Source organism: Dankookia sp. P2, assembly GCF_050632255.1.
GTDB lineage: Bacteria > Pseudomonadota > Alphaproteobacteria > Acetobacterales > Acetobacteraceae > Paracraurococcus.
Genome location: NZ_CP192581.1, coordinates 1,717,494 through 1,738,051, shown reverse-complemented (window position 1 = coordinate 1,738,051; position 20,558 = coordinate 1,717,494). Strand labels below are relative to the sequence as shown.

Genomic DNA, 20,558 nt, shown 5'->3' with positions numbered 1-20,558 from the left:
TCCAGAGCGCCTTCATGATGGCGACCTCCTCCGCCATCAGGGCGTAGCGCTCCTCCTTGCCGTACCTGATCCCGTCGGCGGCGTTCTCCGCCTCCGATTGCCCGGCGATCAGGTTCACCGCGATGCGGCCGCCGGTCAGCTGGTCGAAGGTCGTCACCATCTTCGCCAGCATCACCGGGTTCACATACCCCGGCCGCGCCGCGACCAGCATGCGGATGGAGGAGGACCGCCCGGCCATGAAGGCGGTGGTGACCCAGGCCTCCCAGCAGGGGACGGCGACGGGCACCAGCATGTATTCGAACCCCGCCGCCTCGGCCGCGGCCACCACGCGGTCGAACATCGGGGTGCCGGCCGGGACCAGGTCGGTCCCTTCGGCGTAGCTGAGCGTGTCGCCGTTGCTCGGCAGGTACCAGCCGGATCCAATGGGCGCATGGGCTCTCCGTCGTGTCGCTCGGCGGCATCCTGCGCGGTGGCGGCGCGGCGCGCCAGCGGCGGCAGGGCCTGTATCCGCAAGCACATCGGATACAACGGACAAAAGGCAATAGTCCGTCCATTGGCAGGGCCATCCCGGCCCCCGCTGGAGGAGAGACCATCATGATGCAAACCCTGAGCCCCGGCTTGGCCCTGGGCGTGCTGCTCGGCCTGGCCCAGGCCGCCGCGGCGCATGAGATGCAGGTCCTGCAGGGCGGCGAGAATTTCCGAGGTGCAATGGACCGGCGGGGCGCGGGACAACCTCGCCGGCGGTGGCCTGGCGACGCTACAGGGCGGCGGCGAGGATCGCAGCGTGGTCTATGCGCCGCGCAGCACCCAGGGCCAGTCCGGCTTCGCCACGCTGCAGGGCGGCGGCGACGACCGGGTCCTGACCCGCAGCCGGCCGAGGCGCCCGCCAGCATGCTGGCGCAAGGTCCGGTGAGCCGGATGCAGGAGGTGGCCGAGGCACCGGCCGCGGCGCGCCGCCGCTGACCGGCGATGCGGGCGAAGCCACGGGGCGGTGCCGGTGGCGGCGCCGCCCCGTCCTGCGTCCGGGGCCTGCGCCGTGGGGAAGGCCGTCGCGGCCAGCCCGGGCCGCCGAGGGTTTTTGGGCTTATATTCCTGGCATTCTCCAGGCCGCCGTGGCAGGCTGGCATTGCCAAGGGCGGAGCCATGCCCGGGCTCTGCGCGGGCGAGCCCGATGGCGCTTCTTCAATTCCTCAAATCCTGAAATCCAAAGCCGTCGCGCCGCCAATGGGGCGGCCAGGCTGGCGGGCAGCCCGGCCGGGCCGGATCGGCCTCAACCGGATTGGCCGGAATTGAGCGGGATTGTGGGGTTCAGCCCGCTCAATTCCTAAGCCGCGCCCCGGCCGGCCGCGATCAGCGCCTTGAACCGCCGCACCACGGCGGGCAACCCCTCGAGGACGCTCTGGCCGATCAGGAAATGGCCGATGCTGACCTCGGAGACCTCGGGCATGGCGGCGATGGCGCCGACTGTCTCGTAGGTCAGGCCATGGCCGGCATGGCAGTGCAGCCCGGCGGCGGCGGCGGCCGCGGCGCCCGCCTTGAGCCGGGCGAGGATCGGCGGCCGGTCGGCCGCGGCGGCATCGGCATAGGTGCCGGTATGCAGCTCGATCGCCTGGGCGCCGATGCGGGCGGCGGCCTCGATCTGCCGCGGGTCGGCCTCGATGAAGATCGAGACCTCGATCCCGGCGCCGGCCAGGCGCCTCACCGCCTCGGCGAGCGGCGCGCCGGCGGCGATGACGTCGAGCCCGCCCTCGGTGGTCAGCTTCTGGCGCTTCTCCGGCACCAGGCAGCAGGCCGGCGGGCGGAGGCGGGTGGCGATGCCGACCATCTCCTCGGTCGCCGCCATCTCGAAGTTGAGCCGCGCCTCGACCTCGGCGGCGACGCGGTGCAGGTCCTGGTCGCGGACATGCCGGCGGTCCTCCCGCAGGTGCATGGTAATGCCGTCGGCGCCGGCGGCCATGGCGATGCGGGCGGCCTCGACCGGGTCGGGGAAGCTGCCGCCGCGGGCGTTCCGCAGGGTGGCGACGTGGTCGATGTTCACGGAAAGCCGCATCGGATTCATGGATCTCGACCTGCTGCGATGGGCCGCGATCTCGGCGGCGAGGCGGATGGCGGCGACGAGGCTGCCGGGATCGGCGAGGCCCTTCCCGGCGATGTCGAGCGCGGTGCCGTGGTCCGGGCTGGTGCGGACGATGGACAGGCCGAGGGTGACGTTCACCCCGCCGGTCATGTCGAGCGTCTTGATCGGGATCAGCGCCTGGTCGTGGTAGAGGCCGAGCGCCACGTCGTAGCCCGGCCGGGCCTTGGCGGTGAACATGGTGTCGGGCGGGATCGGGCCGCGGGCGTCGATGCCCTCGGCCCGCAGCGCGGCGACGGCCGGGGCCACGATGTCGCGGTCCTCGGTGCCGATCGTGCCGTCCTCCCCGGCATGCGGGTTGAGGCCGGCGACGGCGAGGCGCGGCGCGGCGATGCCGAAGTCGCGGCGCAGCCCGGCGGTGGTGAGGCGCGCGCATTCGATGATGAGCGCGGGGGTGAGGCGGGCGATGGCCTGGCGCAGCGGCTCGTGGATCGTCACCGGCACGACGCGCAGCTCGGGGCAGGCGAGCAGCATCACGGGCGGGGTGCCGGTGCCGGCGATCTCGGCGAGGTATTCGGTATGGCCGGGATGGGCGAAGCCGGCGGCGTAGAGCGCGGATTTCTGGATCGGGTTGGTGACGATGCCGGCTGCCCGCCCGGCTTTGGCCAGCGCCACCGCCTCGTCGATCGCGGCGATGACGGCCGGGGCATTGGCGGGGTCGAGCCGGCCGGGGACCGATGGGGCCGGCAGCGGCCGGTGCAGCACCGGCAGCGCCTCGGCGAAGGCGGCGGCGGCCTCCTCCGGCGCCTCGATCCGCCGGACCGGCGCGCCGGCCAGCCGGTCCGCATCGTCGATGAGGAAGAAGCTGGGACCGGTTGCTCGCAGCAGGTGCCAGGCCTTGGCGGCGATCTCGCCGCCGACACCTGCCGGTTCGCCCATGGTAAGCGCGAGGGGAGCCTGACTCATGCGAGGGATGTAGTCCCGGCGGTGCCGCCGGCAAACCCGGAGAAATGGAAGGGGGACCGGGGGATACCTCCCCGGCCTTGCTTCCTGGTCAGTCCGCCGCGAAGCAGTAGATCAGCCCCGCCCCGCCGGTCGCCTTCAGCGCGTCCATGTTGCAGGCGCGGGAGGGGTGGGAGGTGTTCCAGGACTTCATCGGCGCGGAATCGTTCAGCCCGATCCGGTCGGCATGGCCGAGCATCGCATTGCCGGCATCGCCGCTGGTCCAGTTGTGGCAGGTGCGGTCCTCCCCGGCGGGAAGGCGGTGCCGTCGGACTGCGACCCCGTCAGAATGTCGTGCATGTTCGGCGTGTCGCCGCGGCCGTTGACGATGGTGCCCTTCTCGGTCAGCGCGGTCTGCTTGGTCAGGCCGGCGGCGCCCTCGTGCAGGTCGGCGAGATCCTTGGCGACGACCTCGCCCTTGGCGTTGCGCCAGGGACCCTTGCCGATGCGGTCGCGCGCGTTCACCGCATTGGCGCCCTGGGTGCTGAGATAGGCGCGCCAGGTGTGGTTGCCGGCGCCGACCGCGGTGGCCAGCGCCTTGCAGTGCGCATCGGCACCGGCGAGGCCGCCGAGGTCGCCGCCCTTGCCCGGATTGGCGCTGGTGACGAAGAAGGTCATCTGCGCCGGCTGCGCGGCGGCCAGGCCGGGCGCCAGGGCGAGCGCGGCGAGGGCCGCGAGGGTGATGCTTTTCATTGTCGTCCTCCCTTCGGGTCACGGCGGCCCGGCGGCCGCCGTTACACTGTGACCCTACCACCACCGGCTTGCGCCGACGCAATCCCAAGGCCCGGGTGGATGGGCTACAGCGGTTTGCGTTCAGGGAAGAACGCGGCGCCGTTGTGGCTGATTGCCGGCAGGGCAGGGTCAGCCGCGCAAGCGTTCACGCTCGTCCGCCACCTGCCCTAGGAAGCAGCATGCTCGCCGATTGCCTGCACGACCTGGCCGCGCTCGGCCCCGGCGGATTGCCGGCGCTGCTGGGCGCGCTGTTCCTCGCCGGCCTGGCCGGCGGCGTGACGCATTGCGCGACCATGTGCGCGCCCTTCGTGCTGGCCCAGGCGGCGACCGGCGCGGGGGCCGGGGCGGGCGGCTGCGGCGGCTGGCAGGCGCCGCGCTGCTGCCGTACCAGGCCGGGCGGATGCTGGGCTATGGCGCGCTGGGGCGCCGTCGCGGGCGGCGCGGCCGGAGCTGGTGACGCTGGCCAGCGGGCTGCGCTGGGCGCTGGCGGCGCTGCTGGTGCTGGCGGCGGGGCTGATGCTGGCCCAGGCCTCGAAGCGGCTGGGCGGCTGGGTGCCACGGCTCGGCCTGGCCACGCCGCGGCTGCCGCGGGCGGTGGAAGGGCGGATCGGCGCCTTGCTGGCGGACCCGAGGGGGTGGCGCGGCGTGCTGCTGGGGGTGCTGCTCTCGGCGCTGCCCTGCGGCCTGCTCTATGCGGCGCTGGCGGCGGCGGCGGCGGGTGGCAGCGCGCTGGCGGGGGCAATCGGCATGATGGCCTTCGTGCTCGGCACGATGCCGGCGCTGTGCGGCGTGGCGCTGCTCGGGCGGTTCTTCGCGCGCTGGCAGGGGCGCTGGACGCGGACGGCGGGCGGCGCGCTCTTCGCCCTCAACGGGGTGGTGCTGCTGGCGATGGCGGCGCGGCTGGTCGCCTGATCCGCGGCTGGGATGCGTCGCGCCGGGAGCGACGGCGTCCCGGGATTTGCCGGATTTTCACCGTTCGTCTCGCATCCTGGGATCGTCCCAGGAGGTGAGGTCGCATGCCGCGTGCAGTACTGGTGTCCGGGGTGCTGCCCGCCACCCTGGCGGAGAACAGCCGCCCGGGGGATTGGGCGGCGACACTGTCGCTGTCCGGTGACCTGGATGGGCTGGTGGGCGTCGAGCTGCTCGGCCGCGACGCGCTGGATTTCAGCGCCAGCCTGCTGCCGGGGCTGGATGCGGTGCGGATCGTCCCCGGGGCGATGGTGGATTACGAATCGCTCGCCAGCCCGGTGCTGAGCATCTCGCTGCGCCTCCGCTTTGCCGATGGCGGCACCTGGGACGACCTGGCTCCCCGAAGCGTCACGGTGCTCGATGTCGACGACACGGCGCCGACCGGCCTCGCCTTCGCCAGCGGCGGGACGTTGGTGGCGGGGGCGATCGGCTCGGCGATCGGCCGGCTGGCGGTGACCGACCCGGACACCCTGTCCGGCTTCCGCTTCAGCTTCGGCCCCGAGGACGACTGGCGGTTCGAGGTGGTGGACGGCGTGCTGAAGCTGCGCGACGGCATCAGCCTCGGCCTGGACGACATGCCGCAGCGGCCCCTGGTCGTCGAGGTCTCGGACGGCCGGCAATCGGCGGGCTTCCTGCTCTGGCTCGGCGTGGCCGATCCGAATGCAAGGCCTGGCCGACCTGCCGCCGGGGGAGACCCGCGGCGGCTTCGGCCTGGCGGATGCCGGCACGGTGCTGACGCTCCACGAAAGCCGCGACCTGGCGCGGGTGGATGCGCTGGCGTGCGGGGAACAGCTGCTGACCCTGCAGGAGGGCACCCAGATCGTGCTGCCGGCGGTGCAGCGGGTGCAATTCGTCGACGGCTTCCAGGATGTCCGGCGCGGGCAGCGCCGGCCTGCGGGCGGCGGCCCTGGTCCAGGCGCTTGGTGGCCAGGCGGCGGATCCCCGGACGCTGGCCGGACTTGTGGCGCGGTCCGAAGCAGGGGTCGCCTGGACCGACCTCGCGGCGGGGCTGCCGGGGCCGGGCGGGTCGGATGCCGATGCGGTCACCACGCTCTACCGGAATGCGCTCGGCCGCGACCCGAGCGGGGTGGAGCTGACGGTGGAGCTCGGGCCGGCTGGCGGCCGGGCTGGATCGGGCGCAGCTGGCGGTCGATGTGGCGCTGGGCGCGGAATCGCTCGGCCGGCAGCCGGAAGGCGGGGTCTGGGTGGCGGATGCGCTGGGCGCCGACGGCGCCTGGCGGGCCGGGACGGGCGGGCTGCCCGGCCCGGCCGCGCCGCCCGCGGCGGCGGCCGAGCAGGTCTGGCTGCTGTAGCGGCGCGGCTAGCGCACCACCACGTCCCGGTAGGCATGCCAGGTCGCATGCCCGACCAGCGGGAAGACCAGCACCAGGCCGAGATAGAAGGGCACCAGCGCCAGCCCCGTGAAGAGCACGATCAGCCCGGCCCAGAGCAGCATCGGCTTCCATCTCGAGCACCGCCTGGATGGAGACCGTGATCGCCTCCAGCGCCGAGATCTCGCGGTCCACCAGCATCGGGATCGAGACCGCCGAGACGGCGAAGCTGGCGGCGGCCAGGATGCAGCCGAAGCCCGTGCCGATGACCAGGAAGGGCAGCAGCTGGCCGGATCTCAGCATCGCGTAGGGCAATTGTTCCAGGCTGGGGACGCTGCCCAGGCCGAAGAACAGCGCGAAGAGCAGCCCGGCGATGCGCACCCAGAACAGGTGCAGCACCAGCAGCACCACGCCGATGAAGGCGATCTGCCCGCCGTTGCGGCGGAACGGGGCAAGCATGTCCGCCAGCGTCGGCGACCGGCCCTGCTCGCGCAGCCGGCTGGCCTCATACAGGCCGGCGGCGACCAGCGGGCCGACCAGGAAGAAGCCGGAGGTCGCCGGCAGGATGGCCCAGAGCGTCCCGGCCTCGAACAGCAGGAGCGAGACGACCCAGCCGGCCAGGCAGACGGCGCCGCCATAGGCCAGGGCGATCGGCTTGGTCGCCAGCATGTCCCGCCAGCCCGCGGTCAGCCAGACCCAGGGGCGGTCGGTGGCCACCGGCCGGATGCGGGCGGCCTGCGGCTCGGTCAACGGAATGGTTTCTGTCGTCACGGACTTCCTCCCCACAGGCACGGCCCAAGGGCGCGGCGTCGATATATCAGCATGACGGTTTCCTGCCCACGCTCGCTTGATCCGGATCAAGGACTCAGCAGGCAGTTCAAGGCGATCTGGCCGCTGCGCGCGGCGTGGCGGACAGGATCCGCCAATCTCCCCGCCGCGCCCTTTGGGGAGATCGCTTCATGGCCGTCGCGGGCTATGCAGACCCCGCCGCCGGGCACCTGCCGGCGCGGGACTTCGACATGGTGGAGGGGCCGATCAAGGCCTTTGCCATCGCCACCGTCTTCTGGGGCGTGGTCGGCTTCCTGATGGGGGTGCTGATCGCCTCCCAGCTGGCCTGGCCGCTGCTCAACCTCGACCTCGAATGGACGACCTTCGGGCGCCTCCGCCCGGTCCATACCTCGGCGGTCATCTTCGCCTTCGGCGGCAACGCCATGCTCTGCACCTCGCTCTACGTCGTGCAGCGGACCTGCCGCGCGCGGCTGTTCGGCGGCGAGGACATGGGCTGGTTCCTGTTCTGGGGCTACCAGTTCTTCATCGTCACGGCCGCGCTCGGCTATGTCCTGGGCGTCACCCAGGGCAAGGAATACGCCGAGCCGGAATGGTATGTGGACCTGTTCCTGACCGTCGTCTGGGTGGCCTACCTGATCGCCTTCGGCGGCACGATCATCCGCCGGCAGGAACCCCACATCTACGTGGCGAACTGGTTCTACCTGGCCTTCATCATCACCGTCGCCATGCTGCACCTGGTGAACAACGCCGCGCTGCCGGTCGGCGGCGGCAGCGGCAAGTCCTACATCGCCTGGTCGGGCGTGCAGGATGCGATGATCCAGTGGTGGTAGCGGCCACAACGCCGTCGGCTTCTTCCTGACCGCCGGCTTCCTCGGCATGATGTACTACTTCATCCCGAAGCAGGCCGAGCGCCCGGTCTACAGCTACCGGCTGTCCATCGTGCACTTCTGGACGCTGATCTTCCTCTATATCTGGGCGGGCCCGCACCACCTGCACTACACCGCGCTGCCCGACTGGGCGCAGACGCTCGGCATGGTGTTCTCGGTGATGCTGTGGATGCCGTCCTGGGGCGGCATGATCAACGGGCTGATGACGCTGTCGGGCGCCTGGGACAAGCTGCGCACCAACCCGGCGCTGCGCTTCTCCGTCACCGCGGTCGGCTTCTACGCCATGGCCACCTTCGAGGGGCCGGTGATGTCGATCAAGGCGGTGAACAGCCTGTCGCACTACACCGACTGGACCATCGGCCACGTGCATTCCGGCGCGCTGGGCTGGAACGGCTTCATCACCTTCGGCGCCATGTACTACCTGTTCCCGGTGCTCTGGAAGAAGACCGGCCTGTACAGCGAGAAGCTGGTCTCCTGGCACTTCTGGCTCGCGACACTCGGCATCGTCCTCTACATCACCGCGATGTGGGTCAGCGGCATCATGCAGGGCCTGATGTGGCGCGCCTACGACGAGCTCGGCTTCCTGCAATACAGCTTCGTCGAGACCGTCGCGGCGATGCACCCCTACTACATGATCCGCATGCTCGGCGGGCTGCTCTATCTCGGGGGCGCGCTGATCATGGTCTACAACCTCTGGATGACCGTGCGCTCCGACGCCCTGGCTGAGCAGGCTTACGCCGCGCAGCCCGGTCTCGTGCCCGCGGCCGCCGAGTGAAGGAGCGCCGATCCATGTTCCGCTTCCTCCGCGACCACGGCATCATCGAACGCAACCTGGTCCTGATGGGCGTGCTCACGCTCATCACCGTGGCGATCGGCGGCCTGGTGCAGATCGTGCCGCTCTTCACCCTCGAGACCACGATCGAGCGGGTGGAGGGCGTCCGGCCCTACACCCCGCTCGAGCTCGCCGGCCGGGACATCTATGTCCGGGAAGGCTGCTACACCTGCCACAGCCAGATGGTCCGTCCCTTCCGGGACGAGGCCGAGCGCTACGGCCCCTACAGCCTGGCGGCGGAGTCGATGTACGACCACCCGTTCCAGTGGGGCAGCAAGCGCACCGGCCCGGATCTCGCCCGCCTCGGCGGCAAGTATTCGGACGACTGGCACGCCGCGCACCTGCGCAGCCCGCGCGCGCTGGTGCCCGAGAGCATCATGCCGCCCTACGCCTTCCTCGACCGGCCGCTCGACACCGACCTCGATCAGGGCGAAGCTGGCGGCGCAGAAGGCGCTCGGCACGCCCTACACGGATGCGATGGTCGCCAATGCCGTCGCCGACCTCGAGGCCCAGGCCCGGCCCGATGCGGAGGGCGCCGGCCTCGCCGGCCGCTACGCCCGCGCGCGCCAGGGCAGCTTCGACGGCAACCCTGCCGTGGTCACCGAGATGGATGCGCTGGTCGCCTACCTGCAGATGCTGGGGACGCTGGTGCAGTTCCGCGACGTGACCCCCGAGCAGGTCCGGCAGCAGTAGGACGGGGGGCGGATCATGGACCTCCTCAAGCTGCAGTCGCTCCTCTCCACCGTCTGGGTGGTGTGGTTCTTCGTGCTCTTCCTCGGGATGCTCTGGTTCGTCCTGCGCCCGTCGAAGCGGCAGCACTATGCAAGCCTGGCCGACATCCCGCTGCGGGATGAGCGTGCCGGCACCGCGTCCCGATCGCGGAGGGCCGGTGGCCCGGAGCGTGAATCGGGCCGCCAGACTTTCGCCAGGAGCATCTGACGATGCCGACCAAGGTCGAGAAAGACAGCGTCACCGGCCGGGAGACCACCGGCCATGAATGGGACGGGCTGAAGGAGCTGGACACGCCGCTGCCGAAATGGTGGCTGTACGTCTTCTACGCCTGCATCGCCTTCGCCATCGTCTGGGCGATCATCTACCCGGCGATCCCGATGACCGGCGCGCGCGGCCTCTCGGGCTGGACGGCGCGCGGCGCCATCGGGCCGGAGCTCGAGGCCGAGCGCCTGGCGCGCGAGCCGATGCTGGCGAAGCTGCGGGCGGCGACGCCGGCCGAGATCGCCGCCGACCCGACCTTGCGCGCCTATGCGCTGGCCGGCGGGCGCATCGCCTTCGCCAACAACTGCGCGGGCTGCCACGGCTCGGGCGGCCAGGGCGCGGCGGGCGGCTTCCCGAGCCTGGCGGACGATGACTGGCTCTACGGCGGCAGCCTCGAGACCATCCACGGCACCATCGCGCATGGCGTCCGCAACGGCGTCGATGCCGATGCGCGGGGCATCGCCATGCCGCGCTTCCTGGCCGACGGGCTGCTGACCGCGGCGCAGGTGAACGACGTGGCCGAGCACCTGCTGGGCTTCACCGGCCGGGCCACCGACACGGCGGCGGCGGAGCGCGGCGCGGCGGTCTTCGCCGAGAACTGCGTGAGCTGCCATGGCGAGAAGGGCGAGGGCAACCGCGAGATGGGCGCCCCCGCCTGAACGACCAGGTCTGGCTGTACGGCGGCGACAAGGCGAGCATCCTGCGCAGCGTCGGCTATGCCCGCGCCGGCGTGATGCCGAACTGGGCGGCCAAGCTGGACCCGGCCGTGGTCAACATGCTGACCGTCTACGTCCACGCGCTGGGCGGCGGCGAGTAAACGGGGCGGATCATGGGCGAGGTCAAGTCTCCCGATCGCATGCAGGCCAAGGCGGCGCCGGTGACACCGGCGCCGCTCTACGCCACGCGGCAGAAGGTCTACCCGAAGGCGGTCAAGGGGACCGTCCGGCGGGCGAAGTGGCTGATCCTCACCCTCTGCCTCGTGCTGTACTACGCGGTCCCGCTGCTGCGCTGGGACCGCGGCCCGGAGATGCCGAACCAGGCGGTGCTGGTCGACATCGCCAATGGCCGGCTGTTCTTCTTCTTCATCGAGATCTGGCCGCAGGAGGTCTACTACCTGACCGGCCTGCTGGTGCTGGGCGCGATCGGCCTGTTTGCCGCGACCAGCCTGTTCGGCCGCGTCTGGTGCGGCTTCACCTGCCCGCAGACGGTCTGGACCGACCTGTTCATGTGGGTGGAACGGCTGATCCAGGGCGACCGCAATGCCCGGATGAAGCTGGACCTGCAGCCCTGGACCGCCGACTGGCTGCGCAAGAAGGCGATCACCCACGCCATCTGGCTCGGCATCGCGGCGGCCACGGGCGGCGCCTGGATCATGTACTTCAACGACGCGCTGGAGATGACGCCGCGCTTCTTCACCGGGCAGGCGAGCCTCGAGGTCTATTTCTTCTTCGCGCTCTTCACCGCCACCACCTACCTGCTGGCCGGCTGGGCGCGCGAGCAGGTCTGCACCTACATGTGCCCCTGGCCGCGCTTCCAGGCGGCGATGCTCGACGAGAATTCGCTGGTCGTCACCTATCGCGGGCTGGCGCGGCGAGCCGCGCGGCAAGGCCAAGCAGGACGGCCATGGCGACTGCGTCGACTGCATGGGCTGCGTGCATGTCTGCCCGACCGGCATCGACATCCGCGACGGCCAGCAGCTGGAATGCATCGGCTGCGGCCTCTGCATCGATGCCTGCGACGACGTCATGGGCAGGCTCGGCCGGCCGAAGGGGCTGATCACCTTCGAGACGCTGACCAACCTCGCGGCCTCCGAGGCCGCGGCGAAGCCGCTGCCGCCCGGCCCGGCCCGCCAGCAGTGCGGCATGCAGGCGCGGACGCACCTCAAGGTCGTCCGGCCGCGCACCCTGGTCTATGCCGGCGTGCTCGGCCTGGTGGTCGCGGTCATGGCCGGGTCCTGGGCGCTGCGGCAGACCACCTCGCTCTCCGTCCTGCGCGACCGGGCGCCGAATTTCGTCCGGCTGTCGGATGGCGGCGTGCGCAACGGCTATGCGCTGAAGCTCGGCGACAAGACCCGCGGCGTCGAGAGCTACGCGCTGGTGCTGGACGCGCCGGCCGGGCTGCGGCTGGTGGTGCAGGACGCGGCGCTGGATGCGCAGGGCCGCCCGGTGCTGACCACGCGGCCGGACGGCATCACCCAGTGGCGCGCCCTGGTCACCGCGCCGCCCGGCCTGCACCTGCCGGAGAACGTGCCCGTCACCTTCAGGCTGCTGGATGCGCGCGGCCGCGCCGAGGTCTCGACCGCCAGCGTCTTCATGGGACCGAAGCCATGAGCATGGCCATCCAACCCCGCCGCAGCGCCTGGATCCCCTGGGTCTTCGTCGGCGGCCTGCTGCTCGTCGTCGCGGTGAACGCCGTGCTGATCGTCACCGCGGTCAGAAGCTTCACCGGCCTCACCACCGGCCATTCCTATGACCGCGGCCGCGCCTACAACCATGTGCTGGCGGAGGCGGCGCGGCAGGATGCGCTGGGCTGGACCGCCCAGGTGACGCTGGCCGGTGGCGTGCTGCGGGTGACCGCGCGCGACCGCGCGGGCGCGCCGGTGGCCGGCCGGCTCGAGGGCGTGCTGCGCCGCCCGGTCGAGGGCACCGAGCTGCCCTTCGCCCCCGCCGTCGACCTGCCCGGCGCCTGGCAGGCGCCGGTCGCGCTCCGCGCCGGGCAGTGGGAGGCGCGGCTGCGGCTGACCGCTGCGGATGGCAGCCATATCGACATCCGCCAGCGGGTGATCGCGCCGTGACCCTCGCGGCCCGCGCCGCGCCCGAGGCCGCCGCCGTCTGCGCCCATTGCGGCGGGCCGGCCCCGGCCGGCGCGCGCTTCTGCTGCGCCGGCTGCGAGGGCGCGCATGTGCTGGTCGCCGGGCTCGGCCTCGATGCCTTCTACCGACGGCGGGAGGGCGCGGATGGCAGCCTGCGCCCGCCGGTCGACGCGCCGGCCGTGGATTTCACCCTGCATGTGCAGGGCGAGGGCGAGGAGAGGACGCTCGAGCTGATGGTCGCCGGCCTGACCTGCGGCGCCTGCGTCTGGCTGGTCGAGCAGGCGCTGGCGGCCGAGCCGGACGTGACCCGCGCCCGGATCGCGCTCTCCACCCGCCGGCTGACGCTCGGCTGGCGCGGGGCGGCGGCACGGGCCAACGACTTCGTCGCGCTGCTGGCGCGGCTCGGCTTTCGCGCCGCGCCCTGGTCGCCGGCCTGCCTGCGCGCGACCGAGGATGCCGAGGGGCGCGAACTGGTGCGCTGCCTCGGCATCGCCGCCTTCGGCGCCATGAACGTCATGATGCTCTCGGTCGCCGTCTGGGTCGGCTGGGACATGGGCGAGGCGACGCGCGCTGCCATGCACTGGGCGGCGGCGCTGATCGGCCTGCCCTCGGTGCTCGTGGCCGGCCTGCCGATCTACCGCAGCGCCCTGGCGGGTCTGCGCATGGGCCGGCTGAACATGGACATGGCCGTCTCGCTCGGCGTGCTGGCGACGACGTTGATGTCGGCCAGCGAGACGCTGCGCAACGGCGACTACACCTATTTCGACGCGGCGACCGCGCTGCTGGCCCTGCTGCTGGCCGGCCGCGTGCTGGACCGCGCCGCGCGCCGCCGCGCCCGCCAGGCGGTGGCGGAGCTACTGGCGCTGCAGGAAGGGCCGGTCACCCGGCTCGACGCGGATGGCACCGCGCATGCCGCGCCGGCCGGCAACATCCGCGCCGGCGACCGCATCCTGGTCGCGGCCGGCGAGCGGCTGCGGCTCGACGCGGTGCTCGATTCCGGGGAGGCGCTGCTGGATGCGAGCGCCACCAATGGCGAGACCCTGCCGCGCGGCTTCGCCGCCGGCGAGGCGCTGCCGGCCGGGGCCGTCAACATGGGCGCGCCCTTCGTCGCCCGCGTCACCGCCGCGGCCGCCGACGGCTCGCTCGCCGCCATGGCGCGGCTGCTGGAGCGTGCCGAGCAGGCCCGCGGCCGCTTCGTCGATGTCGCCGACCGGGTCGTCCGCATCTTCGTCCCGGTGGTGCATGCGGTCGCGGCGCTGACCTTCCTCGGCTGGTGGCTCGGGGTGGGCCTTACTCGGCAGGAGGCGCTGGTGCCGGCCGTCGCCGCGTTGATCGTCACCTGCCCCTGCGGCTTCGCCATCGCCGTGCCGGCGGTGCAGGCGGTGGCGGTCGGCGCGCTGTTCCGCCGCGGCGTGCTGGTGGCGAACGGCACGGCGCTGGAGCGGCTGGCGACCGCTGACCATGCGGTGCTGGACAAGACCGGGACGCTGACCGAAGGCCGCCCGACCCTGCTGCCCGGCAGCTGGACCGAGGCGGAGCTGCGCGAGGCCGCCGGCCTGGCGCGGGCGAGCAGGCACCCGCTGGCCCGGGCGCTGGCCGCCGCCTGCCCCGAGGCGCCGGCCGCCGAGGGCGTGCGCGAGGTGCCGGGCCGCGGCCTGCTCGCGGGCGAGCGGCGCCTCGGCAGCGCCGCCTTCATCGGCGTGCCGGGGGCGGATGCCGGGCTGACCCTGTGGTATGCGGCGCCCGGGCGCGCGCCCGTCGCCTTCCGCTTCGCCGACCGGCTGCGGGAGGACGCGCCGCGCCTGGTGGAATCGCTGCGCGGCCTCGGGCTTTCGGCCGAGCTGCTCTCGGGCGATGCCCCGCCCGCGGTCGCCGCGGTGGCGACCCAGGCCGGGATCGCGCATTGGGCCGCCCGGGCGACGCCCGAGGCGAAGGCGGCGCGGATCGAGGCGCTGCGGGCCGCGGGCCGCCGCCCGCTGATGGTCGGCGACGGCATCAACGACGCCGCGGCGCTCGGCCTCGCGCATGTCTCCGCCTGCCCGGGCGACGGAACCGACCTGGCGCAGACCGCGGCCGACCTGGTGCTGCGGGCGGAGGGGCTCTCCACCCTGCCGGCGGCCATCCGCACCGCGCGGCGGGCGCAGCGCCTGGCGAAGCAGAACATCGCCTTCAGCCTGGCCTACAACCTGGTGGCGGTGCCGCTGGCGATCCTTGGCGTGGTGACGCCGCTGATGGCGGCCCTCGTCATGGCCTCCTCCTCCCTCATCGTGATCGGCAACTCGCTCCGCGCCGGAAAGGACCCCGCATGGACAGCCTGATCCTCCTGCTGCCGATGGCGCTCTTCATGGGCTTCCTCGGCCTCTGCGCCTTCCTCTGGAACCTCCGCGCCGGCCAGTATGACGACCTGGACGGCGCGGCCTCCCGCATCCTGTTCGACGACATCCCCCGCAAGGAGCCACGCCCGTGAACGGCAGCACCGCTTTCTTCCTGGTCTTCTCCGGCCTCATCGCCCTGGCCGGCCTCTTCGCCGCCGCGATGGCGCATGACTACCTGCAGTTCTTCGGCTTCGCGCTGTTCGTGTTCGGCGTGCTGTTCGGCTTCAGCTGCATCAAGCGCCACTTCGACGCGCAGGACGCGGCGAATCACTGAGGCGGCGAGGCCGGCGCGTCACGGCGCCGGCGTCCAGCTCTGCTTCAGGCTGCGCAGGGTGAAGCTGGTGCGGGTGTGCCGCACGCCGGGCAGGCGGTACAGCTTCTCCCGCAGCAGGCGTTCGTAGCCCGCGGTGCCGCCGACCGCGGCCTTGATGACGTAGTCGTACTCGCCGGTGACCAGCCAGGCCTCGACCACCTCCGGCATCTCGGTCACCGCCTGCTCGAAGCGCTTCAGGCTTTCCTCGTCGTGGCGCTCCATCATCACCTCGATGATGACGGTGTCCGGCAGGCCGAGCTGCGCCTGGTCGAGGATGGCGACATAGCCCTTGATCACCCCCGACTGCTCCAGCCGCTTCACCCGCGTCCAGCAGGGGAGGGGAGAGGCCGACCTGCTCGGCCAGGCTCCGCATTGGTCAGCCGGGCGTTGCGGTGCAGGGCGCGGAGGATCCGGCGGTCGATGGCGTCCATGGCGGAAGCTTCTGCCGCGATGGGGCTGACAGGCAAGGGGGTTGTGCTAGCGTCTCCCCATGCCCCGCGAAATCCGCCTGAACGCCTTCGACATGGCCTGCATCGGCCACATCCAGCACGGGATGTGGACGCATCCGCGCGACCGCTCCACCGACTACCGCCGGCTGGACTACTGGACCGGCCTGGCCCGCACGCTGGAACGCGGGCTGTTCGACGGGCTGTTCCTGGCCGATGTGGTCGGGATCTACGACGTGCTCGGCAACAGCCCGGACGCCGCAATCCGCCATGCGGTGCAAGTGCCGCTGCTGGATCCCATGCTGGTGGTGCCGGCCATGGCGGCCGTCACGCAGCACCTCGGCTTCGGCGTCACGGTGAACCTGACCTATGAGGCGCCGGCGCTCTTCGCCCGGCGCTTCTCGACCCTCGACCACCTGACCGACGGGCGGATCGGCTGGAACATCGTCACCGGCTATCTCGACAGCGCCGCCCGCGCCATGGGCCTGCCGGCGCAGCTGGCCCACGATGCGCGCTACGACGCGGCCGAGCAGTTCATGGCGACCGCCTACGGCTTGTGGGAGGGCAGCTGGGCCGAGGACGCGGTGCGGGCCGACCGCGCCACCGGTGTCTATGCCGACCCCATGAAGGTTCGCGCCATCCGCTCCGGCGGGATCGAGGCGATCCACTTGTGTGAGCCCTCGCCGCAGCGGACGCCGGTGCTCTACCAGGCCGGGGCTTCCGACCGCGGCCGCGACTTCGCCACGCGGCACGCCGAATGCATCTTCCTCAATCCCTCCAGCCCGGAGAACGTCGCCCGGCTGATCGCCGACCTGCGCACCCGCGCCGCGCCGCGGCCGATCCGGGTCTTCGTCGGTGCCACGCTGATCCTCGGCCGGACCCAGGCGGAGGCGGAGGACCTGCTGGCGGACTACCGCAGCCATGCCAGCATCACCGGCGCGCTGGCGCATGCCGCTGCCTCGCTCGGGATCGACTTCGACCGCTTCGGGATGGACGAGCCGATCGCCGCCTCCGGCAGCAACGCCATCTCCTCCAACGTCGAGTCCATGGCGCGGGTCTTCGGCCCCGGCTGGACCAAGCGGCACCTGATCGACCAGTTCATCCTGGGCAGCCGGCAGAAGCCGCTGGTCGGCACGCCGGACGCCATCGCCGACCAAGCTGATCGCCTTCGCCGAGGCGACCGGGGCGGACGGCTTCAACCTGTCCCGCACCGTGATGCCGGAATGCATCGAGGCGGTGGCGGATCTGCTGGTCCCGGCGCTGCAGGCGCGCGGCGCCTACAAGACCGCCTATGCGCCGGGGACCTACCGCGACAAGCTGTTCGGCGCCGGCCCGCTGCTGGCCGCGCCGCATCCGGCGGCAGTCTTGCGCTGCTGAGCGCGAAATGGCGGAAGATCCTTCCGTTTTTTCGGCGGTGCAGCAAGAAATGCGGCAGGACCTCCGGCCCGGACCGGCGCATTCTTCCGGATGAGCCGGCCCGCCCGGGGCCTTGCCGCGCCCCCTGGGCAGTCCGACATTCAAGGCAAGGTGGGGCGGCCGAGGTCGCCCCGTCCGGGAGAGACATGATGGGCAGCATCCAACGCCCCGAAGCCACGCTCGAGGACCGCTGGGAGAAGGCGGGGGAGACGCTGCTGCTGACCGGCATCCAGGCCCTGGTCCGGCTGCCGCTGGTGCGCCACCAGCTTGACCGCGCCATGGGCTGGAACACCGGCGGCTATGTCAGCGGCTATCGCGGCTCGCCGCTCGGCACCTATGACCAGCAGTTGCTGCGTCAGGCGAAGCGCTTGGCCGAGGGCGAACATCGTCGTCCGCCCGGCGCTGAACGAGGACTTGGCGGCGACCGCGATCTGGGGCACGCAGCAGATCGGCCTCTACGGCAACCAGAAATACGACGGCGTCTTCGGCATCTGGTACGGCAAGGGCCCGGGCGTGGATCGCAGCGGCGATGCGCTGCGGCATGCCAATCCCGCCGGGACCGCGCCCAAGGGCGGCGTGCTGGCGCTGGCCGGGGACGACCCCTCCTGCAAGTCGTCCACCATCACCTCCGGCTGCGAGATCTCCTTCATGGATGTCGAGATGCCGGTGCTCGACCCGGCCGGCGTCACCGAGATCCTCGACTACGGGCTGAAGGCGCTGGATATGTCGCGCTTCGCCGGCCTCTGGGTCGGGATGAAATGCGTGGCGGAGACCATGGACGGCGCCGGCACGGTGCTGGTCGACCCGGCCGCCTATGCCAGCATCCGGCCGGATTTCACCTTCCCGGCCGATGGCGTGCACATCCGCCTGCGCGACCATGCCATCCCGCAGGAGGAGCGCCTCCGGCACTACAAGCTGCCGGCGGCGCTCGCCTTCGCCCGGGCCAATGGGCTGAACCGCATCGTCATGGACAGCCCGCAGGCCCGCTTCGGCATCGCCGCGCGCGGCCGCGGCTATGCTACGCTGCGCCAGGCGCTGCACGATGCCGGCATCACCGAGGAGCTCGGCCCGCATGGCGGGCCTGCGCATCTGGAAGGTCGGGATGGCCTGGCCGCTGGACGCGGTGGGGGCGCGGGAGTTCGCCCGGGGGCTCGAGGAGATCATGGTGGTCGAGGACCGCCGCCCGGTGATCGAGCCGCAGCTGCGCGAGGCGCTGTACCACGAGGCGTCGCGCCCGCGCATCACCGGCAAGACCGACGACCAGGGCCGCCGCCTGCTCTCCGACCTGACCGAGCTCGACACCGGCGCGGTGCTGCGGGCGCTCGCCGCCCGGCTGCCGGAGGCGCTGCAGACCGAGCAGCTGCAGGACCGCATCCGCCAGCTCGACCGCATCGCCCAGCTGCAGGCGCCGCCGATCCACGACCGCACGCCGCATTTCTGCCCGGGCTGCCCGCACAACACCAGCACGCGGGTGCCGGAAGGCAGCCACGCCATGGCCGGCATCGGCTGCCACACCCTGGCGATCTACATGGATCGCAACACCGATCTCTATACGCATATGGGCGCGGAGGGCATGCCATGGCTCGGCATGGCGCCCTTCGTTTCCGAGAAGCATATGTTCGTCAATATCGGCGACGGCACCTATGCCCATAGCGGCATCCTCGCCATCCGACAGGCGATCGCCGCCGGCGCCAACATGACCTACAAGATCCTGGTCAACAGCGCCGTCGCCATGACCGGCGGGCAGACCGTGGACGGCGAGCTCGGCGTGCCGGAGATCGCCGCGCAGATGGCGGCGGAGGGCGCGGCGAAGATCGTCGTCGTCTCCGACGATCCGGAGCGGCATGTCGGCGATGCCCGCATGCCGAAGGGCACGGAATACCGCCACCGCCGCGACCTCGACCTGGTGCAGCGGGAGCTGCGCGAGGTGCCCGGCGTGACCGTGCTGATCTACGACCAGCAATGCGCAACCGAGCGCCGCCGCAAGCGCAAGCGCGGCACCCAGGCGGCGGCGACGAAGCGCGTGGCGATCAATCCCCGGGTCTGCGAGGATTGCGGCGACTGCTCGCGCACCTCGAACTGCCTGGCGGTGGAGCCGGTCGAGACGGAGTTCGGCCGCAAGCGCCAGATCGACCAGAGCGCCTGCAACCAGGACCTGAGCTGCGTCGAGGGCTTCTGCCCCTCCTTCGTCACGCTGGTCGGGGCGGAGCCGGTCAAGAAGCCGGTGCCGAAGCTGGGCGAGGCGCTGGCCGAGCCGGCCCGGCCCGATGTGCGGGATGGCGAGCCGGCCTTCAACATCCTGCTCGCCGGCGTCGGCGGGCAGGGGTGACGGCGCTCTCGGCCATCCTCGGCATGGCGGCGCATCTCGAAGGCCGGCCGTCGCGCTCGGTCGACATGCTCGGCCTGGCGCAGAAAGGCGGCGGCGTCTTCGCCCAGTTGCGCATCGGCCGGGCCGGCGCCGATCCCGCGACGATCGAGGCGCCGCGGATCGGCATGGGCCAGGCCGACCTGCTGCTGAGCGCCGACATGGTGGTGGCGCATGGGCGTACCGCGCGGCCGCTGCTCGGCGCCGACCGCACGGCCGCGGTGCTGAACGTCGACCTGCAGCCGACCGCGCAGTTCGTGCTGAACACGGCGACGACCTATGACCGCCCGGGCATGCTGGCCAGCATCCGGGATGCCTGCCGCGAGGTGGTGACGGTGCCCGGCGTGCAGGTGGTGGAGGAGGCGCTGGGCGACCTCATCTACCTCAATGTCTGGCTGCTCGGCATCGCCTACCAGAAGGGGCTGGTGCCGCTCTCCGCCGAGGCGATCAACCGGGCGCTGGAGCTGAACGGGGCGCAGGTCGAGCGCAACAAGGCGGCCTTTGCCCTCGGCCGTGAAGCCGCGCTGGCGCCGCCCGCGCCGGTGACGCCGGAAGCGGAGACGCTGGACGCGCTGGTGGCGCGGCGGGTCGCCGACCTGACGGATTACCAGAATGCCGGCTATGCCCGCGGCTACGCCGAGTTCGTCGCCAAGGTGCGGGCGGCCGAACAGGCGGCGGTGCCGGGCGAGCAGCGGCTGGCCCGCGCCGTGGCGCAGCAGCTTTATCGCCTCATGGCCTACAAGGACGAGTACGAGGTCGCCCGGCTGCACAGCCTGACCAACTGGAAGGGCTTCCTCGACCAGCACTTCACCGGCACGCAGCGCATCGAGCTGAACCTGGCGCCGCCCTTCCTGGCCAAGCCCGACCCGGTGACGGGCATCCCCCGCAAGATCGCCTTCGGCCCCTGGATGCTGAAGGCGATGGGGATGCTGCGGCATGGCAAGGCGCTGCGCGGCACCGCGCTCGACCCCTTCGGCCGGACCGAGGAGCGGCGGATGGAGCGCGCCCTGATCGGCGAGTACCGCGCCGGGATCGAGCGGCTGCTGCGGCTGCTATCGCCGAAGACCCACGCCAAGGTCTGCGAATGGGCCGAGGCCGCGGCCGGCATCAAGGGCTACGGCCATATCAAGGCGCGCAACGCTGCCGCGGCGCGGGCGCGGATGGCGGAGATCGAGGCCGCGGCCGGCGCGCCGGCGCCGCTGGCGATGGCGGCGGAGTGAAG

At 72.1% G+C, this 20,558-nt stretch carries 23 protein-coding genes and 4 pseudogenes; 19 read left to right on the top strand and 8 right to left on the bottom strand.

The genetic code is table 11. The features are described from left to right. Nucleotides 1–22: 22 nt before the first annotated feature. Nucleotides 23–292 (bottom strand): annotated as a pseudogene (locus ACQ86J_RS10385) (LLM class flavin-dependent oxidoreductase); the annotation flags it as partial. Nucleotides 293–703: 411 nt separating this feature from the next. Between ACQ86J_RS10385 and ACQ86J_RS10380 the strand changes: the two are divergent. Next, a complete protein-coding gene (locus tag ACQ86J_RS10380) occupies nt 704–913 on the top strand; it encodes a hypothetical protein (RefSeq protein ID WP_431271047.1) in 210 nt (69 codons plus the stop codon). Between the two features lie 411 nt (nt 914–1,324). Here the strand turns inward: ACQ86J_RS10380 and ACQ86J_RS10375 are convergent, their stop codons facing one another. The 4 genes and pseudogenes from ACQ86J_RS10375 to ACQ86J_RS10360 all read right to left on the bottom strand — a co-directional run bounded on the left by ACQ86J_RS10375 (nt 1,325) and on the right by ACQ86J_RS10360 (nt 3,769). Beyond that, on the bottom strand, nt 1,325–2,050 hold the full coding sequence (locus tag ACQ86J_RS10375; RefSeq protein ID WP_431272361.1) for a pyridoxine 5'-phosphate synthase: 726 nt from the start codon (nt 2,048–2,050) through the stop codon (nt 1,325–1,327). Nucleotides 2,051–2,071: 21 nt separating this feature from the next. Next, nucleotides 2,072–3,040 (bottom strand): annotated as a pseudogene (gene pdxA, locus ACQ86J_RS10370) (4-hydroxythreonine-4-phosphate dehydrogenase PdxA); the annotation flags it as partial. An 88-nt stretch (nt 3,041–3,128) separates the two neighbouring features. Then, complete coding sequence (locus ACQ86J_RS10365) at nt 3,129–3,275, bottom strand: hypothetical protein (RefSeq protein ID WP_431271046.1); 147 nt, start codon at nt 3,273–3,275, stop codon at nt 3,129–3,131. Further along, nucleotides 3,245–3,769 (bottom strand): hypothetical protein, encoded by a 525-nt coding sequence (locus ACQ86J_RS10360; RefSeq protein WP_431271045.1) that lies wholly within the window; start codon nt 3,767–3,769, stop codon nt 3,245–3,247. The genes ACQ86J_RS10365 and ACQ86J_RS10360 overlap by 31 nt, the downstream gene beginning before the upstream one ends. Nucleotides 3,770–4,091: 322 nt before the next feature. On the opposite strand from ACQ86J_RS10360, the gene ACQ86J_RS10355 reads away from it, so the two are divergent. The 3 genes from ACQ86J_RS10355 to ACQ86J_RS10345 all read left to right on the top strand — a co-directional run bounded on the left by ACQ86J_RS10355 (nt 4,092) and on the right by ACQ86J_RS10345 (nt 5,874). Further along, on the top strand, nt 4,092–4,265 hold the full coding sequence (locus ACQ86J_RS10355; RefSeq protein ID WP_431271044.1) for a hypothetical protein: 174 nt from the start codon (nt 4,092–4,094) through the stop codon (nt 4,263–4,265). Further along, nucleotides 4,262–4,720, top strand: a complete 459-nt coding sequence (locus ACQ86J_RS10350) for a sulfite exporter TauE/SafE family protein (RefSeq protein ID WP_431271043.1) — start codon at nt 4,262–4,264, stop codon at nt 4,718–4,720. The genes ACQ86J_RS10355 and ACQ86J_RS10350 overlap by 4 nt, the downstream gene beginning before the upstream one ends. 104 nt (nt 4,721–4,824) lie before the next feature. Further along, the gene (locus ACQ86J_RS10345) at nt 4,825–5,874 is read left to right on the top strand and encodes a hypothetical protein (protein WP_431271042.1); all 1,050 of its coding nucleotides are present in this window, start codon (nt 4,825–4,827) and stop codon (nt 5,872–5,874) included. On the opposite strand, the gene ACQ86J_RS10340 is transcribed toward ACQ86J_RS10345, so the two are convergent. After that, nucleotides 5,821–6,879 carry a DUF2189 domain-containing protein gene (locus ACQ86J_RS10340; RefSeq protein ID WP_431271041.1) on the bottom strand — a complete coding sequence of 353 codons (1,059 nt, stop codon included), beginning with the start codon at nt 6,877–6,879 and terminating at the stop codon, nt 5,821–5,823. The genes ACQ86J_RS10345 and ACQ86J_RS10340 overlap by 54 nt on opposite strands. Nucleotides 6,880–7,013: 134 nt before the next feature. On the opposite strand from ACQ86J_RS10340, the gene ACQ86J_RS10335 reads away from it, so the two are divergent. From ACQ86J_RS10335 to ACQ86J_RS10280, 12 genes and pseudogenes are all read left to right on the top strand, one after another. Beyond that, nucleotides 7,014–7,727: a cbb3-type cytochrome c oxidase subunit I gene (locus tag ACQ86J_RS10335; protein ID WP_431271040.1), complete on the top strand. Its 714-nt coding sequence runs from the start codon at nt 7,014–7,016 to the stop codon at nt 7,725–7,727. A gap of 46 nt (nt 7,728–7,773) precedes the next feature. Beyond that, complete coding sequence (locus ACQ86J_RS10330) at nt 7,774–8,559, top strand: cbb3-type cytochrome c oxidase subunit I (RefSeq protein WP_431271039.1); 786 nt, start codon at nt 7,774–7,776, stop codon at nt 8,557–8,559. A 14-nt stretch (nt 8,560–8,573) separates the two neighbouring features. Then, nucleotides 8,574–8,966: pseudogene (gene ccoO / locus ACQ86J_RS10325) on the top strand (cytochrome-c oxidase, cbb3-type subunit II); the annotation flags it as partial. Between the two features lie 127 nt (nt 8,967–9,093). Then, on the top strand, nt 9,094–9,309 hold the full coding sequence (locus ACQ86J_RS10320; RefSeq protein ID WP_431271038.1) for a hypothetical protein: 216 nt from the start codon (nt 9,094–9,096) through the stop codon (nt 9,307–9,309). A gap of 15 nt (nt 9,310–9,324) precedes the next feature. Further along, nucleotides 9,325–9,555, top strand: a complete 231-nt coding sequence (locus ACQ86J_RS10315; protein ID WP_431271037.1) for a cbb3-type cytochrome oxidase subunit 3 — start codon at nt 9,325–9,327, stop codon at nt 9,553–9,555. 2 nt (nt 9,556–9,557) lie between these two features. Next, a complete protein-coding gene (gene ccoP / locus ACQ86J_RS10310) occupies nt 9,558–10,268 on the top strand; it encodes a cytochrome-c oxidase, cbb3-type subunit III (RefSeq protein WP_431271036.1) in 711 nt (236 codons plus the stop codon). A 170-nt stretch (nt 10,269–10,438) separates the two neighbouring features. Further along, a pseudogene (locus ACQ86J_RS10305) lies at nt 10,439–11,146 on the top strand (4Fe-4S binding protein); the annotation flags it as partial. Between the two features lie 106 nt (nt 11,147–11,252). Then, complete coding sequence (locus ACQ86J_RS10300) at nt 11,253–11,939, top strand: 4Fe-4S dicluster domain-containing protein (protein ID WP_431272360.1); 687 nt, start codon at nt 11,253–11,255, stop codon at nt 11,937–11,939. Continuing rightward, entirely contained in the window at nt 11,936–12,403 is a 468-nt protein-coding gene (locus ACQ86J_RS10295) for a FixH family protein (RefSeq protein ID WP_431272359.1), read from the top strand. Before ACQ86J_RS10300 ends, ACQ86J_RS10295 begins: the two co-directional genes overlap by 4 nt. After that, nucleotides 12,400–14,739 carry a heavy metal translocating P-type ATPase gene (locus ACQ86J_RS10290; protein WP_431271035.1) on the top strand — a complete coding sequence of 780 codons (2,340 nt, stop codon included), beginning with the start codon at nt 12,400–12,402 and terminating at the stop codon, nt 14,737–14,739. Before ACQ86J_RS10295 ends, ACQ86J_RS10290 begins: the two co-directional genes overlap by 4 nt. Next, nucleotides 14,727–14,888, top strand: coding sequence for a cbb3-type cytochrome oxidase assembly protein CcoS (gene ccoS, locus ACQ86J_RS10285; RefSeq protein WP_431271034.1), 162 nt, complete (start codon nt 14,727–14,729; stop codon nt 14,886–14,888). Before ACQ86J_RS10290 ends, ccoS begins: the two co-directional genes overlap by 13 nt. Next, on the top strand, nt 14,885–15,070 hold the full coding sequence (locus ACQ86J_RS10280) for a hypothetical protein (RefSeq protein WP_431271033.1): 186 nt from the start codon (nt 14,885–14,887) through the stop codon (nt 15,068–15,070). The genes ccoS and ACQ86J_RS10280 overlap by 4 nt, the downstream gene beginning before the upstream one ends. A gap of 18 nt (nt 15,071–15,088) precedes the next feature. Here ACQ86J_RS10280 and ACQ86J_RS10275 read toward each other — a convergent pair whose 3' ends face one another. Both ACQ86J_RS10275 and ACQ86J_RS10270 read right to left on the bottom strand, forming a co-directional pair. After that, a complete protein-coding gene (locus tag ACQ86J_RS10275) occupies nt 15,089–15,430 on the bottom strand; it encodes an Lrp/AsnC family transcriptional regulator (RefSeq protein ID WP_431271032.1) in 342 nt (113 codons plus the stop codon). Next, the gene (locus ACQ86J_RS10270; RefSeq protein ID WP_431271031.1) at nt 15,427–15,540 is read right to left on the bottom strand and encodes an AsnC family transcriptional regulator; all 114 of its coding nucleotides are present in this window, start codon (nt 15,538–15,540) and stop codon (nt 15,427–15,429) included. Before ACQ86J_RS10270 ends, ACQ86J_RS10275 begins: the two co-directional genes overlap by 4 nt. A 59-nt stretch (nt 15,541–15,599) precedes the next feature. On the opposite strand from ACQ86J_RS10270, the gene ACQ86J_RS10265 reads away from it, so the two are divergent. Genes ACQ86J_RS10265 through ACQ86J_RS10255 form a run of 3 tightly spaced genes read left to right on the top strand, consistent with a single transcriptional unit; the run spans nt 15,600 to nt 20,556 of the window. Continuing rightward, entirely contained in the window at nt 15,600–18,161 is a 2,562-nt protein-coding gene (locus ACQ86J_RS10265; protein ID WP_431271030.1) for an NtaA/DmoA family FMN-dependent monooxygenase, read from the top strand. Beyond that, on the top strand, nt 18,074–19,300 hold the full coding sequence (locus ACQ86J_RS10260; RefSeq protein WP_431271029.1) for a thiamine pyrophosphate-dependent enzyme: 1,227 nt from the start codon (nt 18,074–18,076) through the stop codon (nt 19,298–19,300). The genes ACQ86J_RS10265 and ACQ86J_RS10260 overlap by 88 nt, the downstream gene beginning before the upstream one ends. Then, nucleotides 19,297–20,556 carry a DUF6537 domain-containing protein gene (locus ACQ86J_RS10255; protein WP_431271028.1) on the top strand — a complete coding sequence of 420 codons (1,260 nt, stop codon included), beginning with the start codon at nt 19,297–19,299 and terminating at the stop codon, nt 20,554–20,556. Before ACQ86J_RS10260 ends, ACQ86J_RS10255 begins: the two co-directional genes overlap by 4 nt. The last annotated feature ends 2 nt before the right edge of the window (nt 20,557–20,558 follow it).

What these genes read in the sequence shown, in the direction of transcription:
- ACQ86J_RS10360 (WP_431271045.1), bottom strand. Translation starts at nt 3,769, where the DNA reads ATGAAAAGCATCACCCTCGCGGCCCTCGCCGCGCTCGCCCTGGCGCCC.
- ACQ86J_RS10330 (WP_431271039.1), top strand. Translation starts at nt 7,774, where the DNA reads ATGATGTACTACTTCATCCCGAAGCAGGCCGAGCGCCCGGTCTACAGC.
- ACQ86J_RS10365 (WP_431271046.1), bottom strand. Translation starts at nt 3,275, where the DNA reads ATGCTCGGCCATGCCGACCGGATCGGGCTGAACGATTCCGCGCCGATG.
- ccoS (WP_431271034.1), top strand. Translation starts at nt 14,727, where the DNA reads ATGGACAGCCTGATCCTCCTGCTGCCGATGGCGCTCTTCATGGGCTTC.
- ACQ86J_RS10295 (WP_431272359.1), top strand. Translation starts at nt 11,936, where the DNA reads ATGAGCATGGCCATCCAACCCCGCCGCAGCGCCTGGATCCCCTGGGTC.
- ACQ86J_RS10260 (WP_431271029.1), top strand. Translation starts at nt 18,074, where the DNA reads ATGGCCTGGCCGCTGGACGCGGTGGGGGCGCGGGAGTTCGCCCGGGGG.
- ACQ86J_RS10270 (WP_431271031.1), bottom strand. Translation starts at nt 15,540, where the DNA reads ATGGACGCCATCGACCGCCGGATCCTCCGCGCCCTGCACCGCAACGCC.
- ACQ86J_RS10320 (WP_431271038.1), top strand. Translation starts at nt 9,094, where the DNA reads ATGGTCGCCAATGCCGTCGCCGACCTCGAGGCCCAGGCCCGGCCCGAT.
- ACQ86J_RS10315 (WP_431271037.1), top strand. Translation starts at nt 9,325, where the DNA reads ATGGACCTCCTCAAGCTGCAGTCGCTCCTCTCCACCGTCTGGGTGGTG.
- ACQ86J_RS10375 (WP_431272361.1), bottom strand. Translation starts at nt 2,050, where the DNA reads ATGCGGCTTTCCGTGAACATCGACCACGTCGCCACCCTGCGGAACGCC.
- ACQ86J_RS10265 (WP_431271030.1), top strand. Translation starts at nt 15,600, where the DNA reads ATGCCCCGCGAAATCCGCCTGAACGCCTTCGACATGGCCTGCATCGGC.
- ACQ86J_RS10300 (WP_431272360.1), top strand. Translation starts at nt 11,253, where the DNA reads ATGGGCTGCGTGCATGTCTGCCCGACCGGCATCGACATCCGCGACGGC.
- ccoP (WP_431271036.1), top strand. Translation starts at nt 9,558, where the DNA reads ATGCCGACCAAGGTCGAGAAAGACAGCGTCACCGGCCGGGAGACCACC.
- ACQ86J_RS10345 (WP_431271042.1), top strand. Translation starts at nt 4,825, where the DNA reads ATGCCGCGTGCAGTACTGGTGTCCGGGGTGCTGCCCGCCACCCTGGCG.